Annotated in this window: 25 protein-coding genes; 17 read left to right on the top strand and 8 right to left on the bottom strand. The window is 60.5% G+C overall.

The window, feature by feature from the left end; all coding sequences use genetic code 11:
- Positions 1 to 36 precede the first annotated feature (36 nt).
- Entirely contained in the window at positions 37 to 1,386 is a 1,350-nt protein-coding gene (gene argA, locus RAN89_RS11805) for an amino-acid N-acetyltransferase (protein WP_313866490.1), read from the top strand.
- Between the two features lie 47 nt (positions 1,387 to 1,433).
- Here argA and RAN89_RS11800 read toward each other — a convergent pair whose 3' ends face one another.
- A complete protein-coding gene (locus RAN89_RS11800; RefSeq protein ID WP_313869391.1) occupies positions 1,434 to 1,925 on the bottom strand; it encodes a disulfide bond formation protein B in 492 nt (163 codons plus the stop codon).
- Between the two features lie 178 nt (positions 1,926 to 2,103).
- On the opposite strand from RAN89_RS11800, the gene RAN89_RS11795 reads away from it, so the two are divergent.
- Positions 2,104 to 2,376: an oxidative damage protection protein gene (locus tag RAN89_RS11795; protein WP_087493783.1), complete on the top strand. Its 273-nt coding sequence runs from the start codon at positions 2,104 to 2,106 to the stop codon at positions 2,374 to 2,376.
- A gap of 19 nt (positions 2,377 to 2,395) precedes the next feature.
- Entirely contained in the window at positions 2,396 to 4,147 is a 1,752-nt protein-coding gene (locus RAN89_RS11790) for an FAD-dependent oxidoreductase (RefSeq protein ID WP_313869390.1), read from the top strand.
- Between the two features lie 16 nt (positions 4,148 to 4,163).
- Here the strand turns inward: RAN89_RS11790 and RAN89_RS11785 are convergent, their stop codons facing one another.
- The 7 genes from RAN89_RS11785 to RAN89_RS11755 form a co-directional block, all read right to left on the bottom strand.
- Positions 4,164 to 4,904, bottom strand: coding sequence for a hypothetical protein (locus tag RAN89_RS11785; protein WP_313866489.1), 741 nt, complete (start codon positions 4,902 to 4,904; stop codon positions 4,164 to 4,166).
- A gap of 24 nt (positions 4,905 to 4,928) precedes the next feature.
- On the bottom strand, positions 4,929 to 5,897 hold the full coding sequence (locus RAN89_RS11780; RefSeq protein ID WP_313866488.1) for an ABC transporter permease: 969 nt from the start codon (positions 5,895 to 5,897) through the stop codon (positions 4,929 to 4,931).
- Complete coding sequence (locus tag RAN89_RS11775) at positions 5,890 to 7,017, bottom strand: ABC transporter permease (RefSeq protein WP_313866487.1); 1,128 nt, start codon at positions 7,015 to 7,017, stop codon at positions 5,890 to 5,892. Before RAN89_RS11775 ends, RAN89_RS11780 begins: the two co-directional genes overlap by 8 nt.
- The gene (locus RAN89_RS11770; protein WP_313866486.1) at positions 7,014 to 8,516 is read right to left on the bottom strand and encodes an ABC transporter ATP-binding protein; all 1,503 of its coding nucleotides are present in this window, start codon (positions 8,514 to 8,516) and stop codon (positions 7,014 to 7,016) included. The genes RAN89_RS11775 and RAN89_RS11770 overlap by 4 nt, the downstream gene beginning before the upstream one ends.
- Positions 8,517 to 8,696: 180 nt before the next feature.
- Positions 8,697 to 9,680 (bottom strand): BMP family lipoprotein, encoded by a 984-nt coding sequence (locus tag RAN89_RS11765; protein ID WP_313866485.1) that lies wholly within the window; start codon positions 9,678 to 9,680, stop codon positions 8,697 to 8,699.
- Between the two features lie 210 nt (positions 9,681 to 9,890).
- Positions 9,891 to 10,820, bottom strand: coding sequence for a pseudouridine-5'-phosphate glycosidase (locus RAN89_RS11760; protein WP_428984507.1), 930 nt, complete (start codon positions 10,818 to 10,820; stop codon positions 9,891 to 9,893).
- A gap of 2 nt (positions 10,821 to 10,822) precedes the next feature.
- Positions 10,823 to 11,764, bottom strand: coding sequence for a carbohydrate kinase family protein (locus RAN89_RS11755; protein ID WP_313866483.1), 942 nt, complete (start codon positions 11,762 to 11,764; stop codon positions 10,823 to 10,825).
- Positions 11,765 to 11,846: 82 nt separating this feature from the next.
- Here RAN89_RS11755 and RAN89_RS11750 point away from each other — a divergent pair, with 82 nt between their 5' ends.
- The 14 genes from RAN89_RS11750 to RAN89_RS11685 all read left to right on the top strand — a co-directional run bounded on the left by RAN89_RS11750 (position 11,847) and on the right by RAN89_RS11685 (position 23,457).
- Positions 11,847 to 12,779, top strand: coding sequence for a ribokinase (locus RAN89_RS11750; protein WP_313869389.1), 933 nt, complete (start codon positions 11,847 to 11,849; stop codon positions 12,777 to 12,779).
- Between the two features lie 36 nt (positions 12,780 to 12,815).
- Positions 12,816 to 13,814, top strand: a complete 999-nt coding sequence (locus RAN89_RS11745; RefSeq protein ID WP_313866482.1) for a nucleoside hydrolase — start codon at positions 12,816 to 12,818, stop codon at positions 13,812 to 13,814.
- 38 nt (positions 13,815 to 13,852) lie between these two features.
- Positions 13,853 to 14,698: a 2OG-Fe(II) oxygenase family protein gene (locus RAN89_RS11740; protein ID WP_313866481.1), complete on the top strand. Its 846-nt coding sequence runs from the start codon at positions 13,853 to 13,855 to the stop codon at positions 14,696 to 14,698.
- A 240-nt stretch (positions 14,699 to 14,938) separates the two neighbouring features.
- Positions 14,939 to 15,307, top strand: a complete 369-nt coding sequence (locus tag RAN89_RS11735) for a DUF2946 family protein (RefSeq protein ID WP_313866480.1) — start codon at positions 14,939 to 14,941, stop codon at positions 15,305 to 15,307.
- A gap of 72 nt (positions 15,308 to 15,379) precedes the next feature.
- Positions 15,380 to 15,661, top strand: a complete 282-nt coding sequence (locus RAN89_RS11730) for a copper-binding protein (RefSeq protein WP_313866479.1) — start codon at positions 15,380 to 15,382, stop codon at positions 15,659 to 15,661.
- A complete protein-coding gene (locus tag RAN89_RS11725) occupies positions 15,658 to 16,308 on the top strand; it encodes a hypothetical protein (protein ID WP_313866478.1) in 651 nt (216 codons plus the stop codon). Before RAN89_RS11730 ends, RAN89_RS11725 begins: the two co-directional genes overlap by 4 nt.
- Before the next feature lie 10 nt (positions 16,309 to 16,318).
- Positions 16,319 to 16,645, top strand: a complete 327-nt coding sequence (locus RAN89_RS11720) for a heavy-metal-associated domain-containing protein (RefSeq protein ID WP_313866477.1) — start codon at positions 16,319 to 16,321, stop codon at positions 16,643 to 16,645.
- Positions 16,642 to 17,037 carry a hypothetical protein gene (locus RAN89_RS11715; RefSeq protein WP_313866476.1) on the top strand — a complete coding sequence of 132 codons (396 nt, stop codon included), beginning with the start codon at positions 16,642 to 16,644 and terminating at the stop codon, positions 17,035 to 17,037. The genes RAN89_RS11720 and RAN89_RS11715 overlap by 4 nt, the downstream gene beginning before the upstream one ends.
- A 248-nt stretch (positions 17,038 to 17,285) precedes the next feature.
- The gene (locus RAN89_RS11710) at positions 17,286 to 18,077 is read left to right on the top strand and encodes a sulfite exporter TauE/SafE family protein (protein ID WP_313866475.1); all 792 of its coding nucleotides are present in this window, start codon (positions 17,286 to 17,288) and stop codon (positions 18,075 to 18,077) included.
- 19 nt (positions 18,078 to 18,096) lie between these two features.
- Complete coding sequence (locus RAN89_RS11705; protein ID WP_313866474.1) at positions 18,097 to 19,914, top strand: nitrite/sulfite reductase; 1,818 nt, start codon at positions 18,097 to 18,099, stop codon at positions 19,912 to 19,914.
- Positions 19,915 to 19,944: 30 nt separating this feature from the next.
- Positions 19,945 to 20,358 carry a DUF934 domain-containing protein gene (locus RAN89_RS11700; RefSeq protein WP_313866473.1) on the top strand — a complete coding sequence of 138 codons (414 nt, stop codon included), beginning with the start codon at positions 19,945 to 19,947 and terminating at the stop codon, positions 20,356 to 20,358.
- Positions 20,355 to 21,155 (top strand): phosphoadenylyl-sulfate reductase, encoded by an 801-nt coding sequence (locus tag RAN89_RS11695; RefSeq protein ID WP_428984447.1) that lies wholly within the window; start codon positions 20,355 to 20,357, stop codon positions 21,153 to 21,155. Before RAN89_RS11700 ends, RAN89_RS11695 begins: the two co-directional genes overlap by 4 nt.
- On the top strand, positions 21,152 to 22,084 hold the full coding sequence (gene cysD, locus RAN89_RS11690; protein ID WP_313866472.1) for a sulfate adenylyltransferase subunit CysD: 933 nt from the start codon (positions 21,152 to 21,154) through the stop codon (positions 22,082 to 22,084). The genes RAN89_RS11695 and cysD overlap by 4 nt, the downstream gene beginning before the upstream one ends.
- Positions 22,084 to 23,457: a sulfate adenylyltransferase subunit 1 gene (locus tag RAN89_RS11685; RefSeq protein WP_313866471.1), complete on the top strand. Its 1,374-nt coding sequence runs from the start codon at positions 22,084 to 22,086 to the stop codon at positions 23,455 to 23,457. Before cysD ends, RAN89_RS11685 begins: the two co-directional genes overlap by 1 nt.
- Positions 23,458 to 23,496: the final 39 nt, after the last annotated feature.

Below are 23,496 nucleotides of genomic sequence, written 5' to 3'. Positions count from 1 at the left end.
TCCTGACAAACCCTTACCGGCCTCCCCCGCCCCTCAATGACCTCTGTCTTCAACTTCACCTTTGTGCCCTGGTTCCGTTCGGTTGCGCCTTACATCCACAAGTTCCGCAACCAGACCTTTGTGGTGGGCATTGCCGGTGAAGCGATTGCGGCGGGCAAACTTCCGCACTTGGCCCAGGACCTGGCCATGATCCAGAGCATGGGCGTGAAGATTGTGTTGGTGCACGGCTTCCGGCCGCAGGTCAATGAGCAGCTTTTGGCCAAGGGCCACACCCCCAAATACAGCCACGGCATCCGCATTACCGACGAGGTCGCGCTGGACTGCGCGCAAGAGGCCGCCGGCCAGCTGCGTTACGAAATTGAGGCCGCTTTCAGTCAAGGATTGCCCAATACGCCCATGGCGGACTCCACCGTACGGGTGATTTCGGGCAACTTCATCACCGCGCGCCCGGTGGGTATCGTGGATGGCGTGGACTTCCAGCACAGCGGTCTGGTGCGCAAGGTGGACATTGCCGGCATCACCAAAACCTTGGACATGGGTGCCATGGTGCTGCTCTCGCCCTTCGGCTTTTCGCCGACCGGCGAGGCCTTCAACCTGACGATGGAAGAAGTGGCGACCAGTGTGGCCACGGCCCTGCAGGCGGACAAGCTGATCTTTTTGACCGAGGTGCCCGGCATCCGCATGGACCCGACGCTTCCCGCCAGCGAGGACAACCCGATTGACACCGAACTGCCCCTCGCAGCAGCCGAAAAGCTGCTCAAGGAGCTGCCCACCGCCAACTTGCCCACGGACACCACCTTCTATTTGCAGCATTGCGTGAAGGCATGCAAAAACGGCGTGGAGCGCAGCCACATCATCCCCTTTGCGGTGGATGGTGCCATCCTGCTGGAGGTGTATGTGCACGACGGTATCGGCACCATGGTGGTCGATGAAAAGCTCGAAGAACTGCGCGAGGCCACAGAGGAAGACGTGGGCGGCATCCTGCAACTGATTGAGCCCTTCGAGAAGGACGGCACGCTGGTCAAGCGCAGCCGCACCGAGATCGAGAGGGACGCCGGCAACTACACCATCATCGAGCACGATGGCGTGATCTTCGCCTGTGCGGCGCTCTACCCCTACCCGGAAGCCAAAACGGCCGAAATGGCAGCACTCACCGTGTCACCTGATGTACAGGGTCAAGGCGATGGTGAACGCGTGTTGAAGCGCGTGGAGCAGCGCGCCAAGGCGGCAGGGCTGGACAGCATTTTTGTGCTGACCACCCGCACCATGCACTGGTTCATCAAGCGCGGTTTTGTGCAGGTGGATCCGGACTGGCTGCCCGAGGCCCGCAAGCGCAAATACAACTGGGACCGCAAGAGCCAAGTGCTGGTCAAGAAACTGAGCTGAGGGCGTCTGGGCTCATTGCCGGCCGCCAGCGCGGCCGGATTCCCGAATCAGCGCTGGCGGGCGCTGCGCCAGACCATCAGGCTGCCGAACACGGCAAAGGCGCTGAAGCACACGAAGGACCAGTTGGCGATCGTGCCACCCAGGAAGGTCCAATCCACCTTGCTGCAGTCGCCCCCACCCCGGAATATCATGGGCAATGCGCGCTTGAGGGGGAAGGTCTCGATCATGCCGTAGAGGTCGCGCCCGCAGGACACCACCTCGGGTGGGTACCACTGCAGCCAGCTCTGGCGAGCAGCCACATAGGCACCCGCCACGGCGAGTACAACCATGAGAGCCCCACCTGTGACATGCAAGCCTTTTCGGCTGCTAGCGCTCGTCAGTGCTGCGCAAACAGCTACCAAAATGAGAGCATATCGCTGCACGATGCACATGGGACAAGGCTCCAAGCCAACCACATGTTGCAGATACAGACCAAACACCAGCATGGCCACACAGGCCAGTGCCACCATTGCGAACGCGCGGCGGGGCGCGTTGTCCATCCAGCTGAAAACCAAATTCAAAATTGTGTCCTTGTGGGTTGAGCCCAGCCCGCTGTGGGCACAGGCTTTGTGCATTTTGGTGCCATCTTAGGTGCTGAAGTTCCCGCAATCGCCGTGGGTGAGTTCAAAGCGAATAAGATTCGGCCTTTCGTTTTCACACCATCGATGAGGTTTCCCCATGGCACGCACCGTTAACTGTATCAAGCTGGGCAAAGAGGCTGAAGGCCTGGATTTTGCGCCCTACCCCGGTGAGCTGGGCAAACGCATCTGGGAAAGCGTGAGCAAGGAAGCCTGGGCCGCCTGGCTCAAGCACCAGACCATGCTGGTCAATGAGAACCGTCTGAACCTGGCCGATGCACGCGCGCGCCAGTACCTTGCGCGTCAGATGGAAAACCACTTCTTCGGCGACGGTGCCGACGCTGCACAAGGCTACGTTCCCCCGAGCGCCTGACAGGCAGCCCGCGGTGCAGATGCACGCCCCAGCGTCTGCGCTGCTTCACACCAGTGGCTTGCCCGCCGCATGGGCGGAGCGAAGGGCCTGGTCGGTTCTGGACACCTCTTTTGGAGCCGGAGATCGCTTCATGGCCACCTGGCTGGCTTGGCGGGCAGATCCGCAGCGGCCGACCATGCTGCACTACGTGGGACACATTAGCCTTGAGGACTACGAGCAATATTTCTCGAAGCCCTCTCTCCGTACATCCGATGACTATCAGGCGCTTCACAAAGCGGCATCAGACCGGGTGCAGGGCATTCACCGGCTGCTCCTGGACAAAGGCCGGATCTCGCTGACTCTGTGCATCGGCGATAGCAAAGCCTTCTTTGCAGACCACCACCTGTTTGCCGACACCCTTTGGGTGGATGCCCACCATCTGGGTTGGGACAAATGGACCGCCAAGGCACTGGCGCGTCTCTGTAGCCGTGGCGCAACATTGATCTCCGACCTACCCGAGGGGCCGAATACTGCCTGGCTGCGAGAAGCGGGCTTTGTGCAGATCACGGCAACACCCACATCGAACGCTCTTCGGGCGACTTTTGACCCGCCTTGGAAACTGGGCGCCAAAGAACCGCCAGTCGCGAAGTTGCGTTCCTCGTCAACCTCGCACTGTTGCGTGGTAGGTGCCGGCATTTCCGGCGCCAGTGTGGCCTACGCCTTGGCACGCCGGGGATGGCGAGTGACGGTACTGGACAAAGCAGCACATCCGGCAGCTGGTGCATCGGGCCTACCCGCAGGTTTGGTTGTGCCTCACATCTCGGCGGATGACAGTCCACGCTCGCGTTTGTCTCGGGTTGGTGCCCGCCTGATGCTTCAACACGCAGAAGAGCTGCTAAGCCAAGGCGCGGACTGGGCCATGAGTGGAGTCTTGGAGCACCGGTTCAGCGAGGGGCCTGACCGGTCGCATACCCATGCAGGCTGGATCAAGCCCCGTGCTTTGGTAGATGCGTGGCTCGCCCATCCATGCATCACGGTGCGATATGGCGCCGAAGTTCATCATTTGGAACATCAAGACACTACGTGGTCGCTATTGGATACAGCAGGCGACAAGCTTTTGGATGCGGACATGGTGGTGTTTGCCAATGCCTATGGTGCACGAGCCATGCTCAGCGCATCTGAGATGGCACCCCACAGAGCAGCGACCCTGCCCCTCACACTGGGCGATCTGCAAGCCGTGCATGGCACCGCCAGCCTGGGAACGGTGCCGACAGACGTAGCCCGTGCGTGGGGCACCCTGCCGCACAACGGCAATGGATGCTTTATCTCGATTCAGCAAAGCAGTGATACGTCTTATTGGCTAGCCGGCTCCAGCTTCGAGCCCGACACAGAACCCACTGCTGCAACCATGGGCTTGCATCGAATCGCACCATTGTCGGAACAACATTCCAACAACTTGGCCCGGCTCCATGTGCTGTTACCAGATGTAGCCGATGCCTTGGCCCCTCAGTTCCACGGCGGGGGACCCGACAGCTGGTCAGGCACACGGTGTGTCACGCACGATCGCTTGCCGCTGGCCGGTCCCGTGGATGCGCAGGGGCGCAATGGTTTGTGGATGCAGGTGGGCATGGGGGCCCGGGGACTCACCTTCTCCGCATTGGGGGCGGAACTGATCGCGGCCCGTATCTGCGGCGAGCCTTGGCCTGTCGAGTCAAGTTTGGCCCGCTCCATGGACTCTCAGCGTCTACGAAAACGCCGCGCCGTACGCGAAGTGGAAAGTGATAGAACCTAGGGCGGAGCCCGAGGCCTCAGACCTTCTGAAACGCAGCAAGAACCTGCTGGGGATTGAAAGGCACTTCCAACAAGGCCGAACACCCCATGCTCTCTGATAACCGCACCGACTTCCAATCAGGGCTGGGCATCACCCCGATGACATTCGGCAACGGCTCGGGAAGATCCTGAAAATATTTTGCATATCGCCAAGGATCCTGGGTGACCGGATCCACGTACACGACGGCGAGGTCATAGCGGCGCGTGGCCAAGCGGTCCGCGCAGTCCTCAAGAGATTTCACTTCGTCCACGACCAACAGTCCGGCCAAGGCCAAGCGCGTGCGCAGGTAATACGCCCCAACGAGCGGAATGCCTACAAACAGGGCACAACGGATACCCGGCGGTGTTGGGGCTTGCGGGGGGGGCGACTCCGCAAAAATGTCGATGTCGACATCCTGGGAGCTCGCGAACAATTCGTCCAGCATCTGCACCAGTGCCGCCCAGTCGACAGGGCGCTGCAGCGCACGCCATGCACCGAGCGGAGCTGAATCGCCGACGGCAATCATTTTCAGGTGCGGGTTAAATCCCGGAGAAACCAAGTCCAGACCGGCTTCATAGCTGTCCACATCAATCACCGCCACATTGGGCGACGCGGCGTCCTCGGGCTTCCAGAGCACGTAATTCGGCCCGTCGGTCCGCGACACCCGGAAGATGGTGTTCAGCGAATGCCGCTCGGCATCGCTGAAACCCACCACTTTGACCCAGACCGTGATTGCCATGTCGAATCGGAACCCGCGAAGGCCTCAACGCTCCTTGGAGTAAGGACGGCCCAGAGCTTGAGGTGCCACGGCCTTGCCAATAAAACCTGCCAACAGAATCACTGTCAACAAATAAGGCAAGGCTTGAATCAGCTGCACGGGAACCTCACCCAAACCGCTGATCTGAACACCTTGCAGTCGGATCGCGGCCGCATCAAGGAATCCGAACAACAAACATGCCCAGAACGCCCCGACCGGATGCCAGCGACCGAAAATCAGCGCCGCCAATGCCATGAATCCACGCCCTGCCGTCATATTGGCTGAGAAGTTGGCACTTTGAGCCAACACGAGATAACTACCCGCAAGTCCGCAGAGCACACCGTTGATGGTTAATGCCGCATACCGAAGCCCGGTGACCGAGACTCCGGCGGCGTCCACCATCTGCGGGTTCTCGCCGACCGCACGCAGGCGCAAACCGAAGCGCGTGCGGAACAACACCCACCATGACACGGGCACCAGCGCCAGCGCCAGGTACACCAGAGCGTTATGGCTCAGCAAGCCCTCCCCCACTACGCGACCTATAAAAGGAATTTGGGCGAGCGCCTGTTGCAAGCCCGGGAACAGGGCCTTGATGCGCACCTCGGTACTCACAGGTGGTGTCTGTCCACCCTGGGCAAACCAGGCAATTCCCAGTACGACGGTCATCCCGGCCGCGATGATGTTGATCGCCACGCCCGAGACCACCTGATCACCCTTGTGGCTGACGCAGGCCAACCCGTGCATCCAGGACAAAACGACAGCCACCATGACGCCCAGCAAGAGAGCCAAGGTGGTGGACTGGTACGCTGCGCCGGCTGCACCGGCTGCGAATGCTGCGAACAGCATCTTGCCCTCCAGTCCAATGTCCACCACACCGGAGCGCTCAGAGAACATGCCAGCCAAAGCGCACAAGATCAGCGGCGTGGACACCCGCAGGGTGGAGGCCAACATGGCCGCAAACAATGCCTCATCCATGTTGCACCCCCGACTTCACGCCTTTCACCGAGATCTTGCCCAAAACCCAAGCCAGAACCGGTGCGATGACGTACACCATGGCGCCCGAGAACAAAACAATAAAGCCCTGCAACATGACCACCATCTCCCGGCTGAAACCCGGTACTTCGAACGCCACTTCTGCGCCACCTTGGAACAAGGCACCGAAAAGCACGCTCGCAAAAATAATCCCCACCGGATGGTTACGCCCCATCAGTGCCACTGCGATGCCGGTAAAGCCTGCACCACTGACGAACTCCAACAGCAGCTTGCCGTTGACACCCGCAATCTCGTTCATACCCACCATGCCTGCCAGCGCCCCGGAAATCGCCATGGCAATGACGATCTGGTGGCGTACGTTGATGCCGGCATACTCGGCAGCGCTTTGGCTGGAACCGACGGCGCGCAAACGGTAACCAGCGCGCGTACGCCAAAGAAACAGATAGACCGCCAGTGAGGCCAGCAGAGCCAGAATCAGGCTGGTGTTGAGAGGGGAAGCGTCCCACTCAATACCCATAGCCGCAAGCGCATCCTGCATGCTGGGCAATTTGGCCGATGCAGCAAAAGCCGCCGTTTCCACCGCCATGGAACCTGCCGGGCGCAACACATTCACCAACAAATAAACCAACAAGCTACTGGCGATAAAGTTGAACATGATGGTCGTGATCACCACGTGACTGCCGCGATACGCCTGCAGATAAGCGGGTACCGCAGCCCACGCCGCACCGAACAAGGCACCGCTCACCAGCATCAAAGGCAGCATGGCCCAAGCCGGAAGGCTATTTGATAGCCACAGGGCAACCAAACCGGTGCCCAGCCCACCCAGAATCGCCTGCCCCTCTCCACCGATATTGAACAAGCCACCGTGGAAAGCCACGGCAACGGCGAGGCCGGTGAAAATGAATGTCGTGGCGTAGTACAGGGTATAGCTGATACCCCGCTGGCTGCCGAAAGCGCCGTTAACCAGCACCGAGAGTACTTCCGCAGGATCCTGCCCCACCAAAGCGACCACGCCTGCCGCAGCCAACAAAGCCACGGCAAGACACACCGCAGGCAACAGCACCAAATCCGCCCAACGCGGCAAGGTGTAATTGGCGTTCATTGCGGGCCTCCCGTCATCAACAGGCCGATACCTGCCTCGGTGCAATCTTCAATGGCCAACTCACCCGTCACCCGACCTTGGTTCATCACAATCACTCTGTCTGATAGCGCCAGGATTTCGTCCAGTTCGCTCGAAACCACCAGCACCGCGCAGCCGGCATCGCGCATGGCCCGCAGCTGGGAATATATGAATTCAATCGCACCGATGTCCACCCCACGCGTGGGTTGACCGACCAACAAGACTTTCGGCGCCTGCCCCAGTTCACGGGCGAGCACCAGCTTCTGCTGATTACCACCGGAGAATTTGCTACTCTTGAGTTCTGGGTCACGTGGGCGCACATCAAAGCGCTCCATCAATGCCGCAGTGGCTTTGCGCATGCCGGCATGCGACATCCAGCCTCCGCTAGAGTACTCCGGCAGGCCATCGTAGCCCAGCACTGCCGATTCCCAGGCCACGAAGTCCATCACCATGGCACGCGCATGTCGGTCTTCCGGCACATGGGCCAGACCCAGCTCCCGTGCCTTTTGGGGATCCAGCCATCGGGGCGCCTCAAACTGGGCCGCACCCAGCGCCAAACTGCCGGAATCTGGGGTCAGTAACCCGGACAGCACATCCAGCAGCTCACTTTGCCCATTGCCGGACACCCCAGCAACACCCACAATTTCGCCGGCACGCAAGTCCAGGTTCAGACCATGAAGGCGCACGACCTTCAGAGCGTCTTTCACCACCACATTACGCACGGACAGCAAGGTATCGCCCGCCTTGCGGGCTTCGCCCTCCAGCCGCCCCATGTGTACCTTACGGCCCACCATGGCTTCAGCCAAACTTTCCACCGAGGCCTGCGCAATCGGCAGCTCCTGCACCACCCGTCCACCGCGCATGACGGTCACGTTGTCACACAAACCCATCACCTCCTTGAGCTTGTGGGTGATCAGCAAAATGGTGGTTCCCTGGCTGCGGAGCACCCGCAACACCTTGAACAAATGCTCGGTTTCCTGCGGAGTCAACACCGCAGTGGGCTCATCCAGAATCAGAATCTTGGCGCCGCGGTATAGAGCTTTCAGAATCTCTAGCCGCTGCCGGTCACCCACCGGCAAATCAGCCACCAGACTATCCAGCTGCACTTGCAAGCCCGTGGCCTGCATCAAGGTATCCAGCTTGCTGCGCACTGAGGCATCCGCCTTTTGGAGCAACCAATGAGGCTCAGCACCGAGCATGACATTTTCCAAGGCCGTCAAAGTGTCCACGAGCATGAAGTGCTGGTGGACCATGCCGATTCCCTGCGCAATAGCGTCATCTGCATTGCGAATGATCACGCGCTGGCCTTGCACCTCAATCACGCCGCTATCGGCCTGATAAAAGCCGTACAAAATGGACATCAGGGTGCTCTTGCCCGCGCCGTTCTCGCCCACGATCCCGTGCACCGTTCCGGCGGCTACACGTAAATCCACATCTGCATTGGCTGCAACTGCGCCGAAACGCTTGTTGATACCCTGCATATGTATCGCCGGTGGCGTCGATGCCGTTGGCGTTGTGCTCTCTACACTCAAATCCTGCTCCTCAAGAGGCTCTTGCATTGAAGCGAAAAGCCCACGGCACGTGCAAGCACCGCGGGCTTTGAAATCGAACCCGGACTGGCACCTGCGAGCATGTCAGCTGCAGGTCCACAGTCCGTCAGATTACAGTTTGCAGGCGTTATCTGCCATGAAGTCTGCAACCTTGATCTTGCCGCTGATAATGTCAGCCTTGGCAGCTTCCACCTTCTTCTTCATTTCAGGGGTGATCAACTTGGCGTTGTTGGCATCCACTGCGTAGTCCACGCCGCCTTCTTTCAGGCCCAACACCGTCACCCCGGCCTTGTGGCCCTTGGCAACGTTGTACACGGCGGTGTCCACGCGCTTGAGCATGGAAGTCAACATGGTGCCGGGTTGCAGGTGGTTCTGGTTGCTGTCCACGCCGATCGCCAACTTGCCGCTGTCTTTGGCAGCCTGGTACACACCGATGCCGGTGCCGCCGGCAGCCGCGAAGACTACGTCCACGCCTTGAGAGAACTGTGCTTTGGCCAATTCACCGCCGCGTGCGGGGTCGTTCCATGCTGCACCTGTGGTGCCGGTCATGTTGCCGACCACTTCAGCCTTGGGGTTGGCAAACAGGGCGCCCTGCTTGTAGCCGCACTCAAACTTGCGGATCAGGGGAATGTCCATGCCGCCAACGAAACCGACCTTGCCAGTCTTGCTGGCCATGGCAGCGATCGTACCCACCAGGAAGCTGCCCTCTTGCTCCTTGAACACGACGGACTGCACGTTAGGCAGGTCTACCACCATGTCAATGATGGCGAATTGCAGCTTGGGGAATTCCTTGGCCACTTTTTCAATGCTGGAAGCCTGGCCGAAACCAATGCCGATGATGGGGCTGGCACCACGCTCTGCCATGCGGCGGATGGCCTGCTCGCGCTGGGACTCGTTGGTGATTTCGAAAGACAGGTATTTCTTGCCTGTTTCCTTTTTCCACTTTTCGATACCGTTGTAAGCCGCTTCGTTGAAAGACTTGTCGAACTTGCCGCCCATGTCGAACACAACGGCAGGGTCTGCAGCGATAGCCTGGAAACTGGCGGCCAAGGTAGCGGCCAACAGTGTCATGCGTACAGGAGATTTAACGTTCATAGCTTCTCTCAGTTCTCAATCAAGTTAAAAAATCAGTTTTACCAACCAGTCAACGGCAGGAATGCCGTCTTTTCCACCCATTTGCCGCTTACCGCAGACAACGCCACACTGTAGTTCAAGAATCACAGCGGACTCCAGTGTCTGCATCAGGGCTTCTCCGTATATAACTTAATTGTTATACACCTCTTAACCCGTTTCCATGCAGGCGGTTTACAAAGTTCCGCGCCCCGCCTCCAACAACGACGCCCCGATCGCGCTCGCCAATCGGGCATTGTTCAGCACCAACTGGATGTTGGACGCCAGACTGTCCCCGCCGGTCAACTCGCAGACCCGTGCCAACAAAAACGGAGTGGACTCTTTGCCACCCACCCCTTGGGCCTTGGCTTCCGCAAGCGCCTGCTCAATAGCTGCGTCAATCGCATCCCGCGGCATGGCAAATTCAGGAGGGATGGGATTCGCAATTACCATGCCACCGTCCAGACCCATACTCCACTTGGCGTGCAGTACTTGAGCAATGGCAGCAGGAGTATCCAAGCGGTAATCCACCCGGAACGCGCTATCGCGTGTAAAGAAGGCTGGCAGTGAGGAAGTTTGGTAACCCACAACGGGTACGCCATGCGTTTCCAGGTATTCCAGGGTCAAGCGCAAATCCAGGATGGACTTGGCTCCGGCACATACCACGGCGACCGGCGTGCGCGCCAGTTCCTGCAAGTCTGCAGACACGTCAAAACTTTCTTGAGCGCCACGGTGTACACCGCCGATGCCACCTGTGGCGAACACGCGAATGCCGGCCATCGCCGCGATGATCATGGTGGACGCCACGGTAGTCGCCCCTGTGGCGCCGGCCGCCACAATAAAAGGCACATCACGGCGGCTCACCTTCACCACCTCGCGCCCGCTACGGCCCAGTTGCTCGATATCCGCTTCAGACAGGCCTGCTTTCAACCGGCCATTCACGATCGCAATGGTGGCCGGAACCGCGCCATGTGCACGAACCTCGGCCTCTACCATCAATGCGGTCTTCACGTTTTGCGGGTACGGCATGCCGTGGGAAATGATGGTCGACTCCAACGCCACCACGGGAGTCCCGTTGTCCAAGGCGTGGCGCACTTCGGGTGCGATGTCTAAGTAAGGATTCAAAGTCATGCTGGTAGGCCCATTTGCTGCCGCACGGCGGCATGTGTCAATTCCGGAGAGTTGGCGAATGTACTTGATAGTGTGAGCTCTGCGCAGGCCACACCGTAATCCACGGCATCTTTCATCGGTGACCCACGCACCAGGGAAGCCACAACCCCGGATAACAATGCGTCCCCTGCCCCCGTACTGCTTACCACTGGAACGTGGCGGGACGGCCGGAATACAGGCCCCTCACCACGCTGCCCCCAAGCCGAGCCGGATGCACCACAACTGATAAGCACCCGCTCAACGCCCGAATCGAGGAAATGCTGGACCGCCGCGATGCATTGCTCAGGGGTACCCACAGGGAGACCACTCAGGGCTACTGCTTCCATATGGTTGAGTTTGAGCAGTTGAATGGATGGCAGCGCCCCGGCAATGCGCCTGCACTTGGCCACTGATACACCATCCACAGCCACCTTGCGGCCAAGGCGCAGAAGGTAAGCAATCGTCGCCCCAGGCAAATTGCAATCGAGGAGCAGCCATGCTCCGGTGTTTTCCAGCGCGGGTGCAAGAGAGCACGCTGATGGTGTCAGGCTCTCCAGAATGCCCATGTCATTCACGGCCATGGCCACCTCGCCGTCTGGCTGGTGCATGGCCAGGTAGGTTGCAGTGCGTTGGCCAGGCACCGTCACCACGGATGAAACCCCTACTCCCGCCGCGGCGGTACTGGCGAGCAGTTGTTTGCCGAAGGCGTCATCACCGACTACTGACACCAGGTCGACGGAAATACCCAAGCGCGCGATATTCTCGGCCATATTGCGGCCAACGCCCCCTGGTGAGTAGTGAATGGCGCCAGGCGTGGAGTCACCCGCGCTCATGACGCTGCCCGCTTTGGCACTGATATCCATGTTGGCACCCCCGACGACGGTGACAGGGCAAAGAACATCAGGCGCAGCAGAAGTCATTAGGGTCTATATCAAAGAACTTATCCGGGGCTTGCAAATTCAGCGTCAAAATAGACGGTTTCGCAATCAGAGAGTGCTGTTGATGATACTTGTGGCTGGCTCTGCCAATCTGGACTTTGTGGTCCGCGCCCATCACATTCCCGCCCCGGGCGAAACCGTACTCGGACGCGATTTCCAAACCTTCCCCGGAGGCAAAGGCGCCAACCAGGCAGTGGCCAGCGCGCGGGCGGGCGGGGCCGTCACGCACATGCTGCTCGGCTTGGGGCAAGACGCCTTTGCCACCCCACTTGAAAACTCCCTCCAATCGGCTGGCGTGCACATGCACATCGTGCGCACGCCCGGTCACCCTACCGGGACCGCTTTTATCTGTGTCTCCGATGACGCGGAAAACGCCATCACGGTGGCTCCCGGCGCGAACGCGGAGTTACGCCCGGACCATTTGCCATCTTTGGCGGGCTTCACGCACCTCCTGCTGCAACTCGAAACCCCTTTGGACACAGTCACGGCATACGCCCGTGCCGCGCGCGCCCAAGGGGTGAAGGTCGTTTTGAACGCAGCCCCCGCCCGCGCTTTGCCCCCAGAGCTGTTGGCCCATATCGATGTGCTGGTGGTCAACGAAGGTGAACTGGCCGTGGTGTCGGGTCATGAAGGCAGCATTGCCGACTGCCTGAGCCGTGTGGCGGTGCGTACCGTGGTGGTCACTTTGGGGCACCGTGGTAGCTGCGCGCGCCACAACGGTGCATTCGCACTCCAAAGCGCATTCCCCATTTCACCGGTGGACACTACGGGTGCCGGAGACACCTTCTGCGGCAGCTTGGTCGCCGCCCTCAGCCAAGGGCAGCCATTGGTCGACGCCCTGCGCTTTGCCAGCGCTACCAGCGCCATTGCGTGCACCCGCTGGGGTGCCCAATCCAGCATTCCTGAAACCACGGAAGTGGAAGCCCTCTTGGCGTCTACGCCCCCGACCAGCACCGAAGAAGCACAAGCACTGCGCACCTTCTGCGGCCTGAACTGAAACCCAACTGTTCCAGTATTTTCAAAGAGTCACCCCATGAGCACCAATACCTCCGCACTCGCAGCACGCAAAGTGATTTATGACACCGACCCCGGTGTCGATGACGCCATGGCCCTGTATTACGCACTGGCTCACCCCGGCATCGATGTCGTGGGTATCACTACCACCTTCGGCAACGTCACCGTGGAGCAGGCAGCTACCAACGGTCTGTACCTGACAGAAATTGCAGGCCGCAAAATCCCCGTGACCCTGGGCGTCAAGACCCCTTGGCTCAAAGCCCCCGGCACCCCGCCCGACTTCATCCATGGTGGCGATGGCCTAGGCAACCTGCCCTCCCGCGTGGCAACCACCAGCGTGCTGGACCCCCGGCCCTCCGCGCAATTTATTGTGGACATGGCCCGCGCCCACCCCGGCGAAATCACTCTGGTCGCTGTCGGCCCCTTGGGCAATCTGGCCACCGCGCTGAAGCTGGAACCCAAGCTGCCCCAGCTGCTGCAAGAAGTCATCATCATGGGCGGCACCGTCGCGGAACCCGGTAACGTGTCCCCCGTGGCGGAAGCCAATATCTGGAACGACCCGCACTCTGCAGACTTTGTTTTCACCGCCGGCTGGAAGCTCACCATGGTGGGCCTGGATGTGACCCACCAGCTGATCGTGCCCCTGGCTCTGTTCAAAAAAGTGGCAGACCACCACAAGCACGTCGCGACAGACACCCTGCACCATGCCGTGAGCTTCTATGCGGACTTCTACAGCGGCATCTACCCGCATGTGGCCAAAATCCACGGCTGCTTCGGTCATGACGTGCTGGCCTTTGTGGCGCTCACCAACCCTGAGCTGTTTGAAATCCAGACCGGCCGCATACGCGTGGCGACGGAAGGACCCGCCAACGGCCAAACCATGATGCGCCGCAAGGACATCTTCTACCCCCAACCCGGTTGGGGTGACGAGGTGCCCGACACCCACGCCTGCTTGCAGCTCAAGGCCGATGAGGCTCTGCAGCTGATTGAATCCACCCTGATGTCCAACTGGCTGTAAACGCCTGCTCAACCGATCTGATTGCGCGAGAAACCGCCATGCACTTACCCGTCGTTGACTTCACCAGCCCCACCGCTCCACAAGAGTTTTGCAAAAGCCTGCATGAAACAGGCTTCGGCGTCCTGAAAAACCACCCCCTGAGCCAGGAACTGGTGGAAAGCATCTACGCCGAATGGCTGGGCTTTTTCAAAACCGAGGCCAAGGCGAAGTACCCCAATGACCCGGTTAAGCATGACGGGTATTTTTCGCCCAGCGTGTCAGAAACGGCCAAGAACTTCACCAAAAAGGATTTGAAAGAGTTCTTTCATATTTACCCTTGGGGCCGCTACCCCGCTGAAGTGAGTGATGCTGCCCAACGCTACTACGCTGAAGGCGCCAACTTGGCCGCCACACTGCTCAACTGGGTGGAAGAAAACTCCCCCCCGGAGGTGAAGGCACGGTATTCCATGCCCCTGCCCGCCATGATTGAAGGCAGCGATCACACCCTGCTCCGCGTGCTGCATTACCCGCCCCTGCGTGGCGACGAGGAGCCCGGCGCCGTGCGTGCCGCGGCCCATGGCGACATCAACCTGCTGACCATCCTGCCCGCCGCCACCGAACCCGGCCTGCAGGTCTTGGGCAAGGACCAGGCTTGGCACGATGTGCCCTGTGACTTTGGTCTGCTGATCGTCAACATCGGCGACATGCTGGCCGAAGCCTCCGGCGGTTACTACCCCAGCACCGTGCACCGGGTGCTCAACCCCACCGGCGAAGGTGCGACCAAGTCACGCATTTCACTGCCGCTGTTTTTGCACCCTCGCCGCGAAGTGGTGCTCTCCGAGCGCTACACCGTAGAAAAATACTTCAACGAGCGCATGGAAGAGCTGCGCGGCAAAAAGTACTGAGGTGCGCCCGGGCTGTGATGTGCAGACTTCCGGCCCGGGTGAACTTTGGCAGCGCATTGCTTGGCGCTGCTGTTTTAGACAAAATTGGCCGCTAGCGCTCTAGGAATATGCGCAAGTAGCTACTTTTTTTGTAGCGAATGGAGCGTGCGAGCGTTCAGGATAGACCTCAGTAAGGCAGCTTTGGGCCAACTGCAGTCATCCATGAACGACTGCTTTCGGGCAATGGGATACCATTCACCCATGGGACGCCTTTTGCTCATCCTGCTGGTCATGTTGCTACCTCTGCGCGGTTGGAGCGCGGAGCGCATGGTCCTTCAGATGATCCTGAGCCAGGCAGCGCTGCAAGTGGCTGATGAGCAGATGGCCATGTCTGGTATGCCCGCAGACTGCCCCATGATGGCCCGGCCCGCATCGGAAGCGGAGAAGTCACCCACACCGTCCAAGAGCCACATCGGCTGCCAGACCTGCCAACTGTGCATGACGCTGGCAACACCGAGCTTTCCATCCACCGATCTATTGACCTATGCGCGGCAGACCCATCCAGCGTCCACCAGCGCCAGCTTCATCAGCGCCGACCTCGCGCGCCAGGTCAAGCCACCCATCCTCTAGTCCTTACAGCACAAGTACGTCCGCACCACGCGGGTTTTGTTGGGGCTGAGTGCCCCGCTGACAAGGATTGTCATGAAACATTGGATTTTGGCCATCGTGCTGGCCTGTACTACGTCCGTCTGGGCCGCCCCTGACTGGACACAAGCACGCATAGTCACCCTCGAACCGGAGCGACCCCGGGTCACACTCAAACACCAGCGCATCGAGAGCATCGGCATGGAGGCCATGACCATGCCCTTCAAGGTCGATGGAGCGATCAAGCTGGATAGCTTCAAAGTCGGTCAGAAGGTCCGCTTTACCGTCGCTGCAATGGAAAACCACCTGGTAGTGGACCAGATGGAGCCCGTCAAATGAGCGGCCGCGTACGCAGCCGGATGCTGGGCTGCCTGGCTCTGACGCTATCCCTTCCAGCCTTCAGCGGGCCCATGGGGTTCAAGGACAGCTGGATGGCGATGGGCGACTTCAGACCCAACTGGCAGGAGGCCTTTACCAACTACGCACTCACACCACGGGATGCGATTGGGGCTTCTACGCTCTACATGCGCTCGGATGACGAGAGCAAGAGCCGCCAGCTGGTGGACGCCACCTACACCCGGTTGGTGAAGCGCTGGAACCTGCCAGACGCCCAAGCCAACATCTGGTTCCTGGGTGGCCTGGGCAACGTGACCGGCAATGACTTCTCCGGCTCCAAGGCCATGGCATCTCCGGGGATTCAGGTGGACTATGAAACCACCCGTGTCTACGTGTCGGCTACGACCAGGCTGTACCGCGCTGACGGCATCAACCATGACTACGCATCTGCCCGCCTGGGTTTCTCGTTCTACGAGGTGGATTACGACGAGATCCAACCCTGGTTGATTGTTGAAGCGCGGCGCATGAACGGCCTGTCAGACAAGACGGAGGTCACTCCCATGCTGCGCCTGATCCACAACCGCTACTTCGTCGAACTGGGGGTCAACAACAGCTCCCAGGCTCGCATCAACTTTATGTACATTTTTTGAGGAGTTCATCATGAACAAACTAGTCATTACCTTGGCACTCGCGCTTGCCGCATTGCCGTCCTTCGCCACCACCAGCATCAAGGCGACCGTCAACGGCATGGTGTGCGCCTTCTGCGCCCAGGGCATTGAAAAACGCGTCTCCAGCATGCCGGCCACCAAAGCGGTCTATGTAGATCTGAAAAAGAAGACAGTCGCCATTGAGGCCAAGGAGGGATACTCCTTGGATGCGAAGGCAATCACCGCCGAAATAACCGACGCCGGCTATGACGTGGTGAAGCTGGAAACCGTGCAGAAATCCGTTGAGGAGATTAAGGCTGAAATCAAGGGGGGTAAATGAGTGCGGATGGCGTCACAGAATCCCGCAGCAGCTTCTGGACTTCGGTGGCGAGCCTGTTTGCCACCTCCAGCACCCTGGTGTGCTGCGCCATTCCGGCACTTCTGGTGGCCATGGGTGCAGGCGCGGCGTTGTCCTCACTGGTTGCGATCTTTCCGCAGGTCGTCTGGTTGAGTGAGCACAAGGAGGCTGTCTTCGCCCTGGCCGGCGTGATGATGGCGGGAAGTGGGGCCTTACAGTGGCGCAACCGCCATGCGCCTTGCCCTACCGATCCGGCCTTGCGCGATGCCTGCATGCGGACTCGCAAGGTCTCTTGGAAGGTGTACCTGCTGAGCGTGGCTTTCTATCTCATGGGCGGTTGGTTCGCCTTTATTCAGCCTTGGTTGAGCGAATGAGGCGGCGAAGGGCGTCCACGGACGCCTTTTTTACGCAATTCACAGTTCGCTCTTTCGCTTTAACGCAACCCATGAATCGAATGTCTGCTATTGGGTGGAAAATTTCAGCTCAGCACTTCCGCTTTGGATCGAAAGCCAGCATCCCTCAACCCCTTTCCCCCACTCCCTGCCCCCATATAACCAACCCTCATACCTCCATAGCTAAAAAGTAGTTTTCAATCTAAGCTGGCCCGCCTACATTCGCCTCCATGCAAGATTTGGCGTTTGTATTGGCGGGCTTTTTTGTGGGCTCCATCGTAGGGCTCACCGGTGTAGGGGGCGGCTCGTTGATGACGCCAATCCTCATTTTCTTTTTCGGAACCAAGCCCCACCTGGCGGTAGGCACTGACCTCCTGTTTGCGGCCTTCACCAAAATGAGCGGAACGGTCAAGCTGGCGCGCTCACGCCACATCGACTGGCCTGTGGTTCTGAATCTGTCCGCTGGCAGCATCCCGGCCGCACTCACCACTCTGTATGTGTTGAAGCAGATGGACTCCACCAGCAACACGGTGCAGCACATCATGACCACCACCTTGGGCTTTGCGCTCCTGCTCACGGCGGCGGCCACCTTGTACAAGGCTATTCGCGGAAAAGTAGGTCCGAAGACGATTGCAGCGGGGAATGAAGCCGCAGCGGCACGCCCCCGCCATTGGAGCCTGCCGCTGTTGTTCGGCGCCCTGATTGGCACGCTGGTTACACTCACGTCCGTGGGCGCGGGCGCCATCGGCGTCACGGTGTTGATGCTGCTTTACCCCATGTTGCCCCTGCCGCGCATCGTGGCGGCGGACATTGCGTATGCAGTGCCCCTCACCCTGGTGGCAGGCATGGGCCACGCGTCCCTCGGCTCGGTGGACTGGCCCATGTTGGCCAAACTGCTGGCAGGTTCGCTCCCCGGTATCTGGGTGGGCTCGCACCTGATGTTCAAAACCCCGGAGCGGGTGATCCGCTCCCTGTTGTCCCTGCTACTGGCTTATGCCGGTTTGAAACTCATCGCTCTCTGATCTTTGCTGCACCACGTCTATGTACCAATACACCGAATTTGACCGCCAGTTCATCCGCGCCCGCGCGGCCCAGCACCGCGACCAACTGGAGCGCAACCAGGCCGGCACTTTGAGCGACGACGAATTCCGCCCCCTGCGACTGCAAAACGGTTGGTACATCCAGCGCTACGCGCCCATGCTGCGCGTGGCTGTGCCCTACGGCGAGCTGTCCAGCGCCCAGCTGCGCGTGCTGGCCCGCATTGCCCGCGAGTACGACCACCCGAGCAAAGAGGTGTTTGACAAAGCCATCGGCACCCAGGCCACATGGGGCACCACCCACCTGCCGGTGGGCTACGGCCACTTCACCACCCGCCAAAACGTGCAGTTCAATTGGATTCCGCTGGCCAAGAGCGCCGACGTGATGGACCTGCTGGCCACTGTGAACATGCACGGCATCCAGACCAGCGGGAACTGCATCCGCAACATCACCAGCGATGAGCGCGCCGGTATCGCCCCCGACGAGATTGCCGACCCCCGTCCGTTTGCCGAAATCATGCGCCAGTGGAGCACGCTGCACCCTGAGTTCGCCTTCCTGCCCCGCAAATTCAAGATCGCCATTACCGGCGCGACAGAAGACCGCGCTGCGGTGCGTTGGCACGACGTGGGCCTGCACCTCATCAAGAACGAGGCGGGCGAGCTGGGTTTCCGCGTGTTTGTGGGCGGCGGCATGGGCCGCACCCCGGTCATCAGCACCGAGATCCGCGCCTTCCTGCCCTGGAACCAGATCATGAATTACCTGGAGGCGGTGGTGCGCGTTTACAACCGCTGGGGCCGCCGCGACAACCTGTACAAGGCGCGTATCAAGATTCTGGTGAAGGCAGAAGGCCAGCGCTATATCGACGAGGTGGAAGCCGAGTACGAGCAAATCATCACCCGCGACGGTGCGCCGCACACCATTACCCAAGCCGAGCTGGACCGCGTTACCGCATGTTTTGTGCCGCCAGCGCTCACCGAACGTGCGCCAGCAGCTACCAAAACTGTAGCAATCCCCGCAGAGCGCCAAAAGGACTATGACCGCTGGTTGCAGCAAAACGTGGCCCCGCACAAGAATCCTGCGCTGCGTGCCGTCACCCTGTCGTACAAGCGCCTGGGCCAAGCCCCAGGAGACGCGGATGCCGACCAGCTCGACACCGCTGCCGCTTTGGCCGATGAATTCAGCGCCGGTGAAGTGCGCGTGACGCACGACCAGAATTTGCTGCTGCCTTGGGTGCGCGCAGAAGACCTGCCTGCCCTGTGGGTGGCTGCCAGCCACGCCGGCTTGGCCCGCAGCAATGTGCGCCTGCTGACCGACATGATTGCCTGCCCCGGTGGCGATTTCTGTGCCTTGGCCAATGCCCGCTCCATCCCGATTGCTGCCGCCATTACTGAGCGCTACCAAGACATGGACGAGCTGCACGACCTGGGCGAGATTGACCTGCACATCAGCGGTTGCATCAATTCCTGCGGCCACCACCACAGCGGCCACATCGGCATTCTGGGCGTGGATAAAGACGGCAAGGAGTGGTACCAGGTGTCCCTGGGCGGCTCGGACGGCTCTGCACTGAGCGGCGAAGCTGTGCCCGGCAAGGTGGTGGGCCCCTCGTTCGGAGCCCTCGAAGTGCCCGGCGTCATCGAAGCCCTGCTGGACACCTTCCGCCAACACCGCGTTGGCCGCGAAACCTTTATCGACTGCGTCAAGCGCGTGGGCTTTGACACCTTCAAGGCGGCAGCCAACAGCGCCCGCCTGGCCGACAAGCACGAAGACCTGCACGCCCTGCCCAAGTCAGCTGGCTACGCCAAAGACGCCCAAGAAGCCTGAGCCACAGGCCGCCGAAAGAAAGAAAACACTATGAAATTGATAGCTGCTTCCGCACACTCCACGGGCGCTGAGGGCCTAAAAGTCATCGAACTGGCAAACACCGAAGACCCCCGCGCGCTGGACCTCTCAGGCGTCGCCCGCATCGACCTGAACTTTCCTAAGTTCACCGACGGCCGCGCGTACAGCCAGGCCTTTTTGCTGCGCCGCCGTTTGGGCTTCACCGGCGAGCTGCGTGCTACTGGTGACGTGCTGATCGACCAGCTGGTGCAAATGGAACGCACCGGCTTTGACGTGGCCGTTCTGCGCGCTGACCAGAACATCGACTTCGCCCAGCGCCAGTTCGACCGTTATCGCGGCTTCTACCAAGGCGACGCGGTGACCGTGAAGCCGCACTTCGCCCGCGAGGGCGATTCCATTTCCACCCGTGAAGGCGAAGCGGCATGAGCGCCGAAACATCCTCTTTAGGCAACCGTTTCGCGGTGCAAGTGCAGCCTGCAGGCAGTGCCATGGCTCGCAATGCTGAAGCCAGCGGCGAGTACGTCATCAAGCTGGCGGAGGCCCAAGGCGTGCTCGCCCAAGCGGCAGCCCAATACGCAGGTGTAGATGGTGGGGCTGCCACCGTCACCCAAGCGTCCAGCCTGGGCGCTGAGGACGTGGTCATCAGCCACCTGATCAACAGCCTGAAGTTGGACATCGGCATCTTCGTACTGGAAACCGGTGCCCTGCACAAGGAAACCCTGGATCTGCTGGAGCGCTTCAAGGCGTCCAGCCGTGCCGCGGTCACGGTGTACCAGCCGGTGAATGAATCGGTGGTCCAGTTTGTGGACCGCGAAGGCAAAGACGCGATGTACAAGAGCATCGCCCTGCGCAAAGCCTGCTGCGGCATCCGCAAGATGGAACCGCTGGAGCGCGCGCTCAAGGGCAAAGACGCCTGGATCACCGGCCTGCGCCGTGAACAAAGTGGCGCCCGCGCCGATGTGCCCTTGGTGGACAGCAGTGAAAAGCGCGTCAAGATCAACCCCCTGGCCAACTGGACCTGGGGCGATGTCTGGCATTACATCCAGACTAACAAACTGGACTACAACCCCCTGCACGACCAGTTCTACCCCAGCATCGGCTGCGAGCCTTGCACCCGTGCCATCAGCCTGGGTGAAGACTTCCGCTCCGGCCGCTGGTGGTGGGAAGACGAAGCTGCCAAAGAATGCGGCCTGCACGTGAAACATGAAGAAGCCAAAGCATGAACGCCATGACTGAACCCACCCATTTCGACCGCCTCTCCAACCAGCATCTGGATGCGCTGGAAGAAGAAACCATCTTCATCCTGCGCGAGGTGGCGGCTGCGTTTGAGCGCCCCGCCCTGCTGTTCTCGGGCGGCAAGGATTCGCTGGTCATGCTCAAGTGCGCAGAGAAGGCCTTTGGCGTCGGCCGCATTCCCTACCCCCTGCTGATGATCGACACCGGCCACAACTTCCATGAAGTGACCGACTTCCGCGACTTCCGCGCCAAGGAACTGGGCGCCGAATTGATCGTGCGCAGTGTTGAGGACTCGATGGCCCGTGGCACCGTGCGCCTGGCCCACCCGGGCGAGAGCCGCAATGTGCACCAGTCGGTCACGCTGCTCGAAGCCATCGACGAGTTCCGCTTTGATGCCTTGATCGGCGGTGCCCGCCGTGATGAAGAAAAGGCCCGCGCCAAGGAGCGCATTTTTTCGCATCGCGACAGCTTCGGCCAGTGGCAGCCCAAGGCCCAGCGCCCTGAGCTGTGGACCCTGTTCAACACCCGCTTGCAGCCCGGCGAGCACTTCCGCGTGTTCCCCATCAGCAACTGGACCGAGCTGGACGTGTGGCAGTACATCGAACGCGAAAAAATCGCGTTGCCAAGCCTCTACTACACCCACAAGCGGGATGTGGTCGAGCGCAAAGGCTTGCTGGTCCCGGTCACCGACCTAACCCCGGCCAAGGAAGGCGAAACCATCGAGAGTCGTGACGTGCGTTTCCGCACGGTAGGCGACATCACCTGCACATGCCCGGTGGAAAGCCTGGCCGCCACCGCTGCCGACATCGTGATCGAAACCCTGCAAGCGGACGTGAGCGAGCGTGGCGCCACCCGCATGGACGACAAGACTTCTGAGGCTTCCATGGAGAAGCGCAAAAAGGACGGATACTTCTGATGACTGCTACAAATACGATTGCTGCTCCCGCACATTCCACGGGCGCTGGCAGCACAAATGACACTTCATCCGCCCTGCGTTTCATCACCTGCGGCAGCGTGGACGATGGCAAGAGCACGCTGATCGGCCGCCTGCTGGTCGACAGCAAGGCGGTGCTGCAAGACCAGTTGGCCAACGTCTCCAAGAGCGGCGAGGCTGACCTGGCCCTGTTTACCGACGGCCTCTCCGCTGAGCGCGAGCAAGGCATCACCATCGACGTGGCCTACCGCTACTTCGCCACGCCCACCCGCAAGTTCATCATTGGCGATGCGCCCGGCCACGAGCAGTACACCCGCAACATGGTCACTGCCGCCAGCAGCGCCCACGCTGCCGTAGTGCTGGTGGACGCGACCAAGCTCAAGTGGAATGTGGACGGCTTGGTAGACCTGCTGCCCCAGACCCGCCGCCACAGCCTGCTGGTCAACCTGCTGCGCGTGCCAGGCATCATCTTTGCCGTGAACAAGCTAGACGCCTTGGGCGATGACGCCACGGCCGCCTTCGCCAAGATCAGCGAGGCGCTGCAAGCCTTTGCAAAGCAAGCCGGCATCGCCGTGACAGCCACCATTCCCATGTCCGCCCTCAAAGGCCACAACGTGGTGGAAGCCACGCCCGGCTGGTGCGGCTACCAAGGCCCGAGCCTGTTGGCTTTGCTGGAGACCCTGCCCGTCACCGCCGCTGAGACCGATGTGCCCTTCGCCTTCCCGGTGCAGTGGGTGGAAAAGTTCCACAACTCTGCCGACACTAGCCAAGGCCGTCGCGTGTTCTGGGGCCGTGTGGCGACCGGCACGGTGCAAGTTGGCGACACCGTCAGCATCCACCCTAGTGGCCAGACTGCCGTGGTAGCCCAGGTCGTGAACCACGCCCGCGTGCCTGGCAGCGTCACTGCAGGCCATGGCGCCGGCATCACGCTGGACCGCGAAGTAGATGTGTCCCGTGGCGACTGGCTGTTGGCGCAAGTCACGCCGGCTGCAGACTCGGACGACGAATTTGCCGACACGCCCAAGCCCCGTGCTTTTGCCGAAGCCACCCGCGAAATCAAGGCCACTGTGGCCTGGATGGACGATGAGCCCCTGGTTGCCGGCCGCGTGTACCTGGCTCTGCATGGCCACCGCTGGATCAAGGCCAAGGTCAAGCGCATCGTGCACAGCCTGGATATCAACACCTTGCAAGAGCACGATGCCACCGAGATTGCGCCCAACGCCATCGGCCATATCGAGCTCGCTTTGCAAGAGGCGATTACCGCGGTTCCGTACGCGCAAAGCCGTGTGTTGGGCTCGCTGATTCTGGTGGACACCGCCAGCCACAAGACCTCCGGCGCCCTGCTGCTGAGTTGATGCAACGCAAAGGAGATGCCCCTGTGACAAGGGGCGTCT

The sequence above is a fragment of the Rhodoferax mekongensis genome (genome assembly GCF_032191775.1).
GTDB lineage: Bacteria > Pseudomonadota > Gammaproteobacteria > Burkholderiales > Burkholderiaceae_C > Allorhodoferax > Allorhodoferax mekongensis.
This window is presented reverse-complemented; position numbering and strand designations above follow the sequence as displayed.

Excerpts from the sequence above, each read along its gene's own strand:
- RAN89_RS11700 (WP_313866473.1), top strand. The coding sequence starts at position 19,945 with ATGAAATTGATAGCTGCTTCCGCACACTCCACGGGCGCTGAGGGCCTA.
- RAN89_RS11750 (WP_313869389.1), top strand. The coding sequence starts at position 11,847 with ATGATACTTGTGGCTGGCTCTGCCAATCTGGACTTTGTGGTCCGCGCC.
- RAN89_RS11800 (WP_313869391.1), bottom strand. The coding sequence starts at position 1,925 with ATGGACAACGCGCCCCGCCGCGCGTTCGCAATGGTGGCACTGGCCTGT.
- cysD (WP_313866472.1), top strand. The coding sequence starts at position 21,152 with ATGAACGCCATGACTGAACCCACCCATTTCGACCGCCTCTCCAACCAG.
- RAN89_RS11730 (WP_313866479.1), top strand. The coding sequence starts at position 15,380 with ATGAAACATTGGATTTTGGCCATCGTGCTGGCCTGTACTACGTCCGTC.
- RAN89_RS11745 (WP_313866482.1), top strand. The coding sequence starts at position 12,816 with ATGAGCACCAATACCTCCGCACTCGCAGCACGCAAAGTGATTTATGAC.
- argA (WP_313866490.1), top strand. The coding sequence starts at position 37 with ATGACCTCTGTCTTCAACTTCACCTTTGTGCCCTGGTTCCGTTCGGTT.
- RAN89_RS11735 (WP_313866480.1), top strand. The coding sequence starts at position 14,939 with ATGGGACGCCTTTTGCTCATCCTGCTGGTCATGTTGCTACCTCTGCGC.
- RAN89_RS11685 (WP_313866471.1), top strand. The coding sequence starts at position 22,084 with ATGACTGCTACAAATACGATTGCTGCTCCCGCACATTCCACGGGCGCT.
- RAN89_RS11790 (WP_313869390.1), top strand. The coding sequence starts at position 2,396 with ATGCACGCCCCAGCGTCTGCGCTGCTTCACACCAGTGGCTTGCCCGCC.
- RAN89_RS11775 (WP_313866487.1), bottom strand. The coding sequence starts at position 7,017 with ATGAACGCCAATTACACCTTGCCGCGTTGGGCGGATTTGGTGCTGTTG.
- RAN89_RS11780 (WP_313866488.1), bottom strand. The coding sequence starts at position 5,897 with ATGGATGAGGCATTGTTTGCGGCCATGTTGGCCTCCACCCTGCGGGTG.
- RAN89_RS11795 (WP_087493783.1), top strand. The coding sequence starts at position 2,104 with ATGGCACGCACCGTTAACTGTATCAAGCTGGGCAAAGAGGCTGAAGGC.
- RAN89_RS11720 (WP_313866477.1), top strand. The coding sequence starts at position 16,319 with ATGAACAAACTAGTCATTACCTTGGCACTCGCGCTTGCCGCATTGCCG.
- RAN89_RS11695 (WP_428984447.1), top strand. The coding sequence starts at position 20,355 with ATGAGCGCCGAAACATCCTCTTTAGGCAACCGTTTCGCGGTGCAAGTG.
- RAN89_RS11740 (WP_313866481.1), top strand. The coding sequence starts at position 13,853 with ATGCACTTACCCGTCGTTGACTTCACCAGCCCCACCGCTCCACAAGAG.
- RAN89_RS11765 (WP_313866485.1), bottom strand. The coding sequence starts at position 9,680 with ATGAACGTTAAATCTCCTGTACGCATGACACTGTTGGCCGCTACCTTG.
- RAN89_RS11770 (WP_313866486.1), bottom strand. The coding sequence starts at position 8,516 with ATGCAGGGTATCAACAAGCGTTTCGGCGCAGTTGCAGCCAATGCAGAT.
- RAN89_RS11725 (WP_313866478.1), top strand. The coding sequence starts at position 15,658 with ATGAGCGGCCGCGTACGCAGCCGGATGCTGGGCTGCCTGGCTCTGACG.
- RAN89_RS11710 (WP_313866475.1), top strand. The coding sequence starts at position 17,286 with ATGCAAGATTTGGCGTTTGTATTGGCGGGCTTTTTTGTGGGCTCCATC.
- RAN89_RS11705 (WP_313866474.1), top strand. The coding sequence starts at position 18,097 with ATGTACCAATACACCGAATTTGACCGCCAGTTCATCCGCGCCCGCGCG.
- RAN89_RS11755 (WP_313866483.1), bottom strand. The coding sequence starts at position 11,764 with ATGACTTCTGCTGCGCCTGATGTTCTTTGCCCTGTCACCGTCGTCGGG.
- RAN89_RS11785 (WP_313866489.1), bottom strand. The coding sequence starts at position 4,904 with ATGGCAATCACGGTCTGGGTCAAAGTGGTGGGTTTCAGCGATGCCGAG.
- RAN89_RS11715 (WP_313866476.1), top strand. The coding sequence starts at position 16,642 with ATGAGTGCGGATGGCGTCACAGAATCCCGCAGCAGCTTCTGGACTTCG.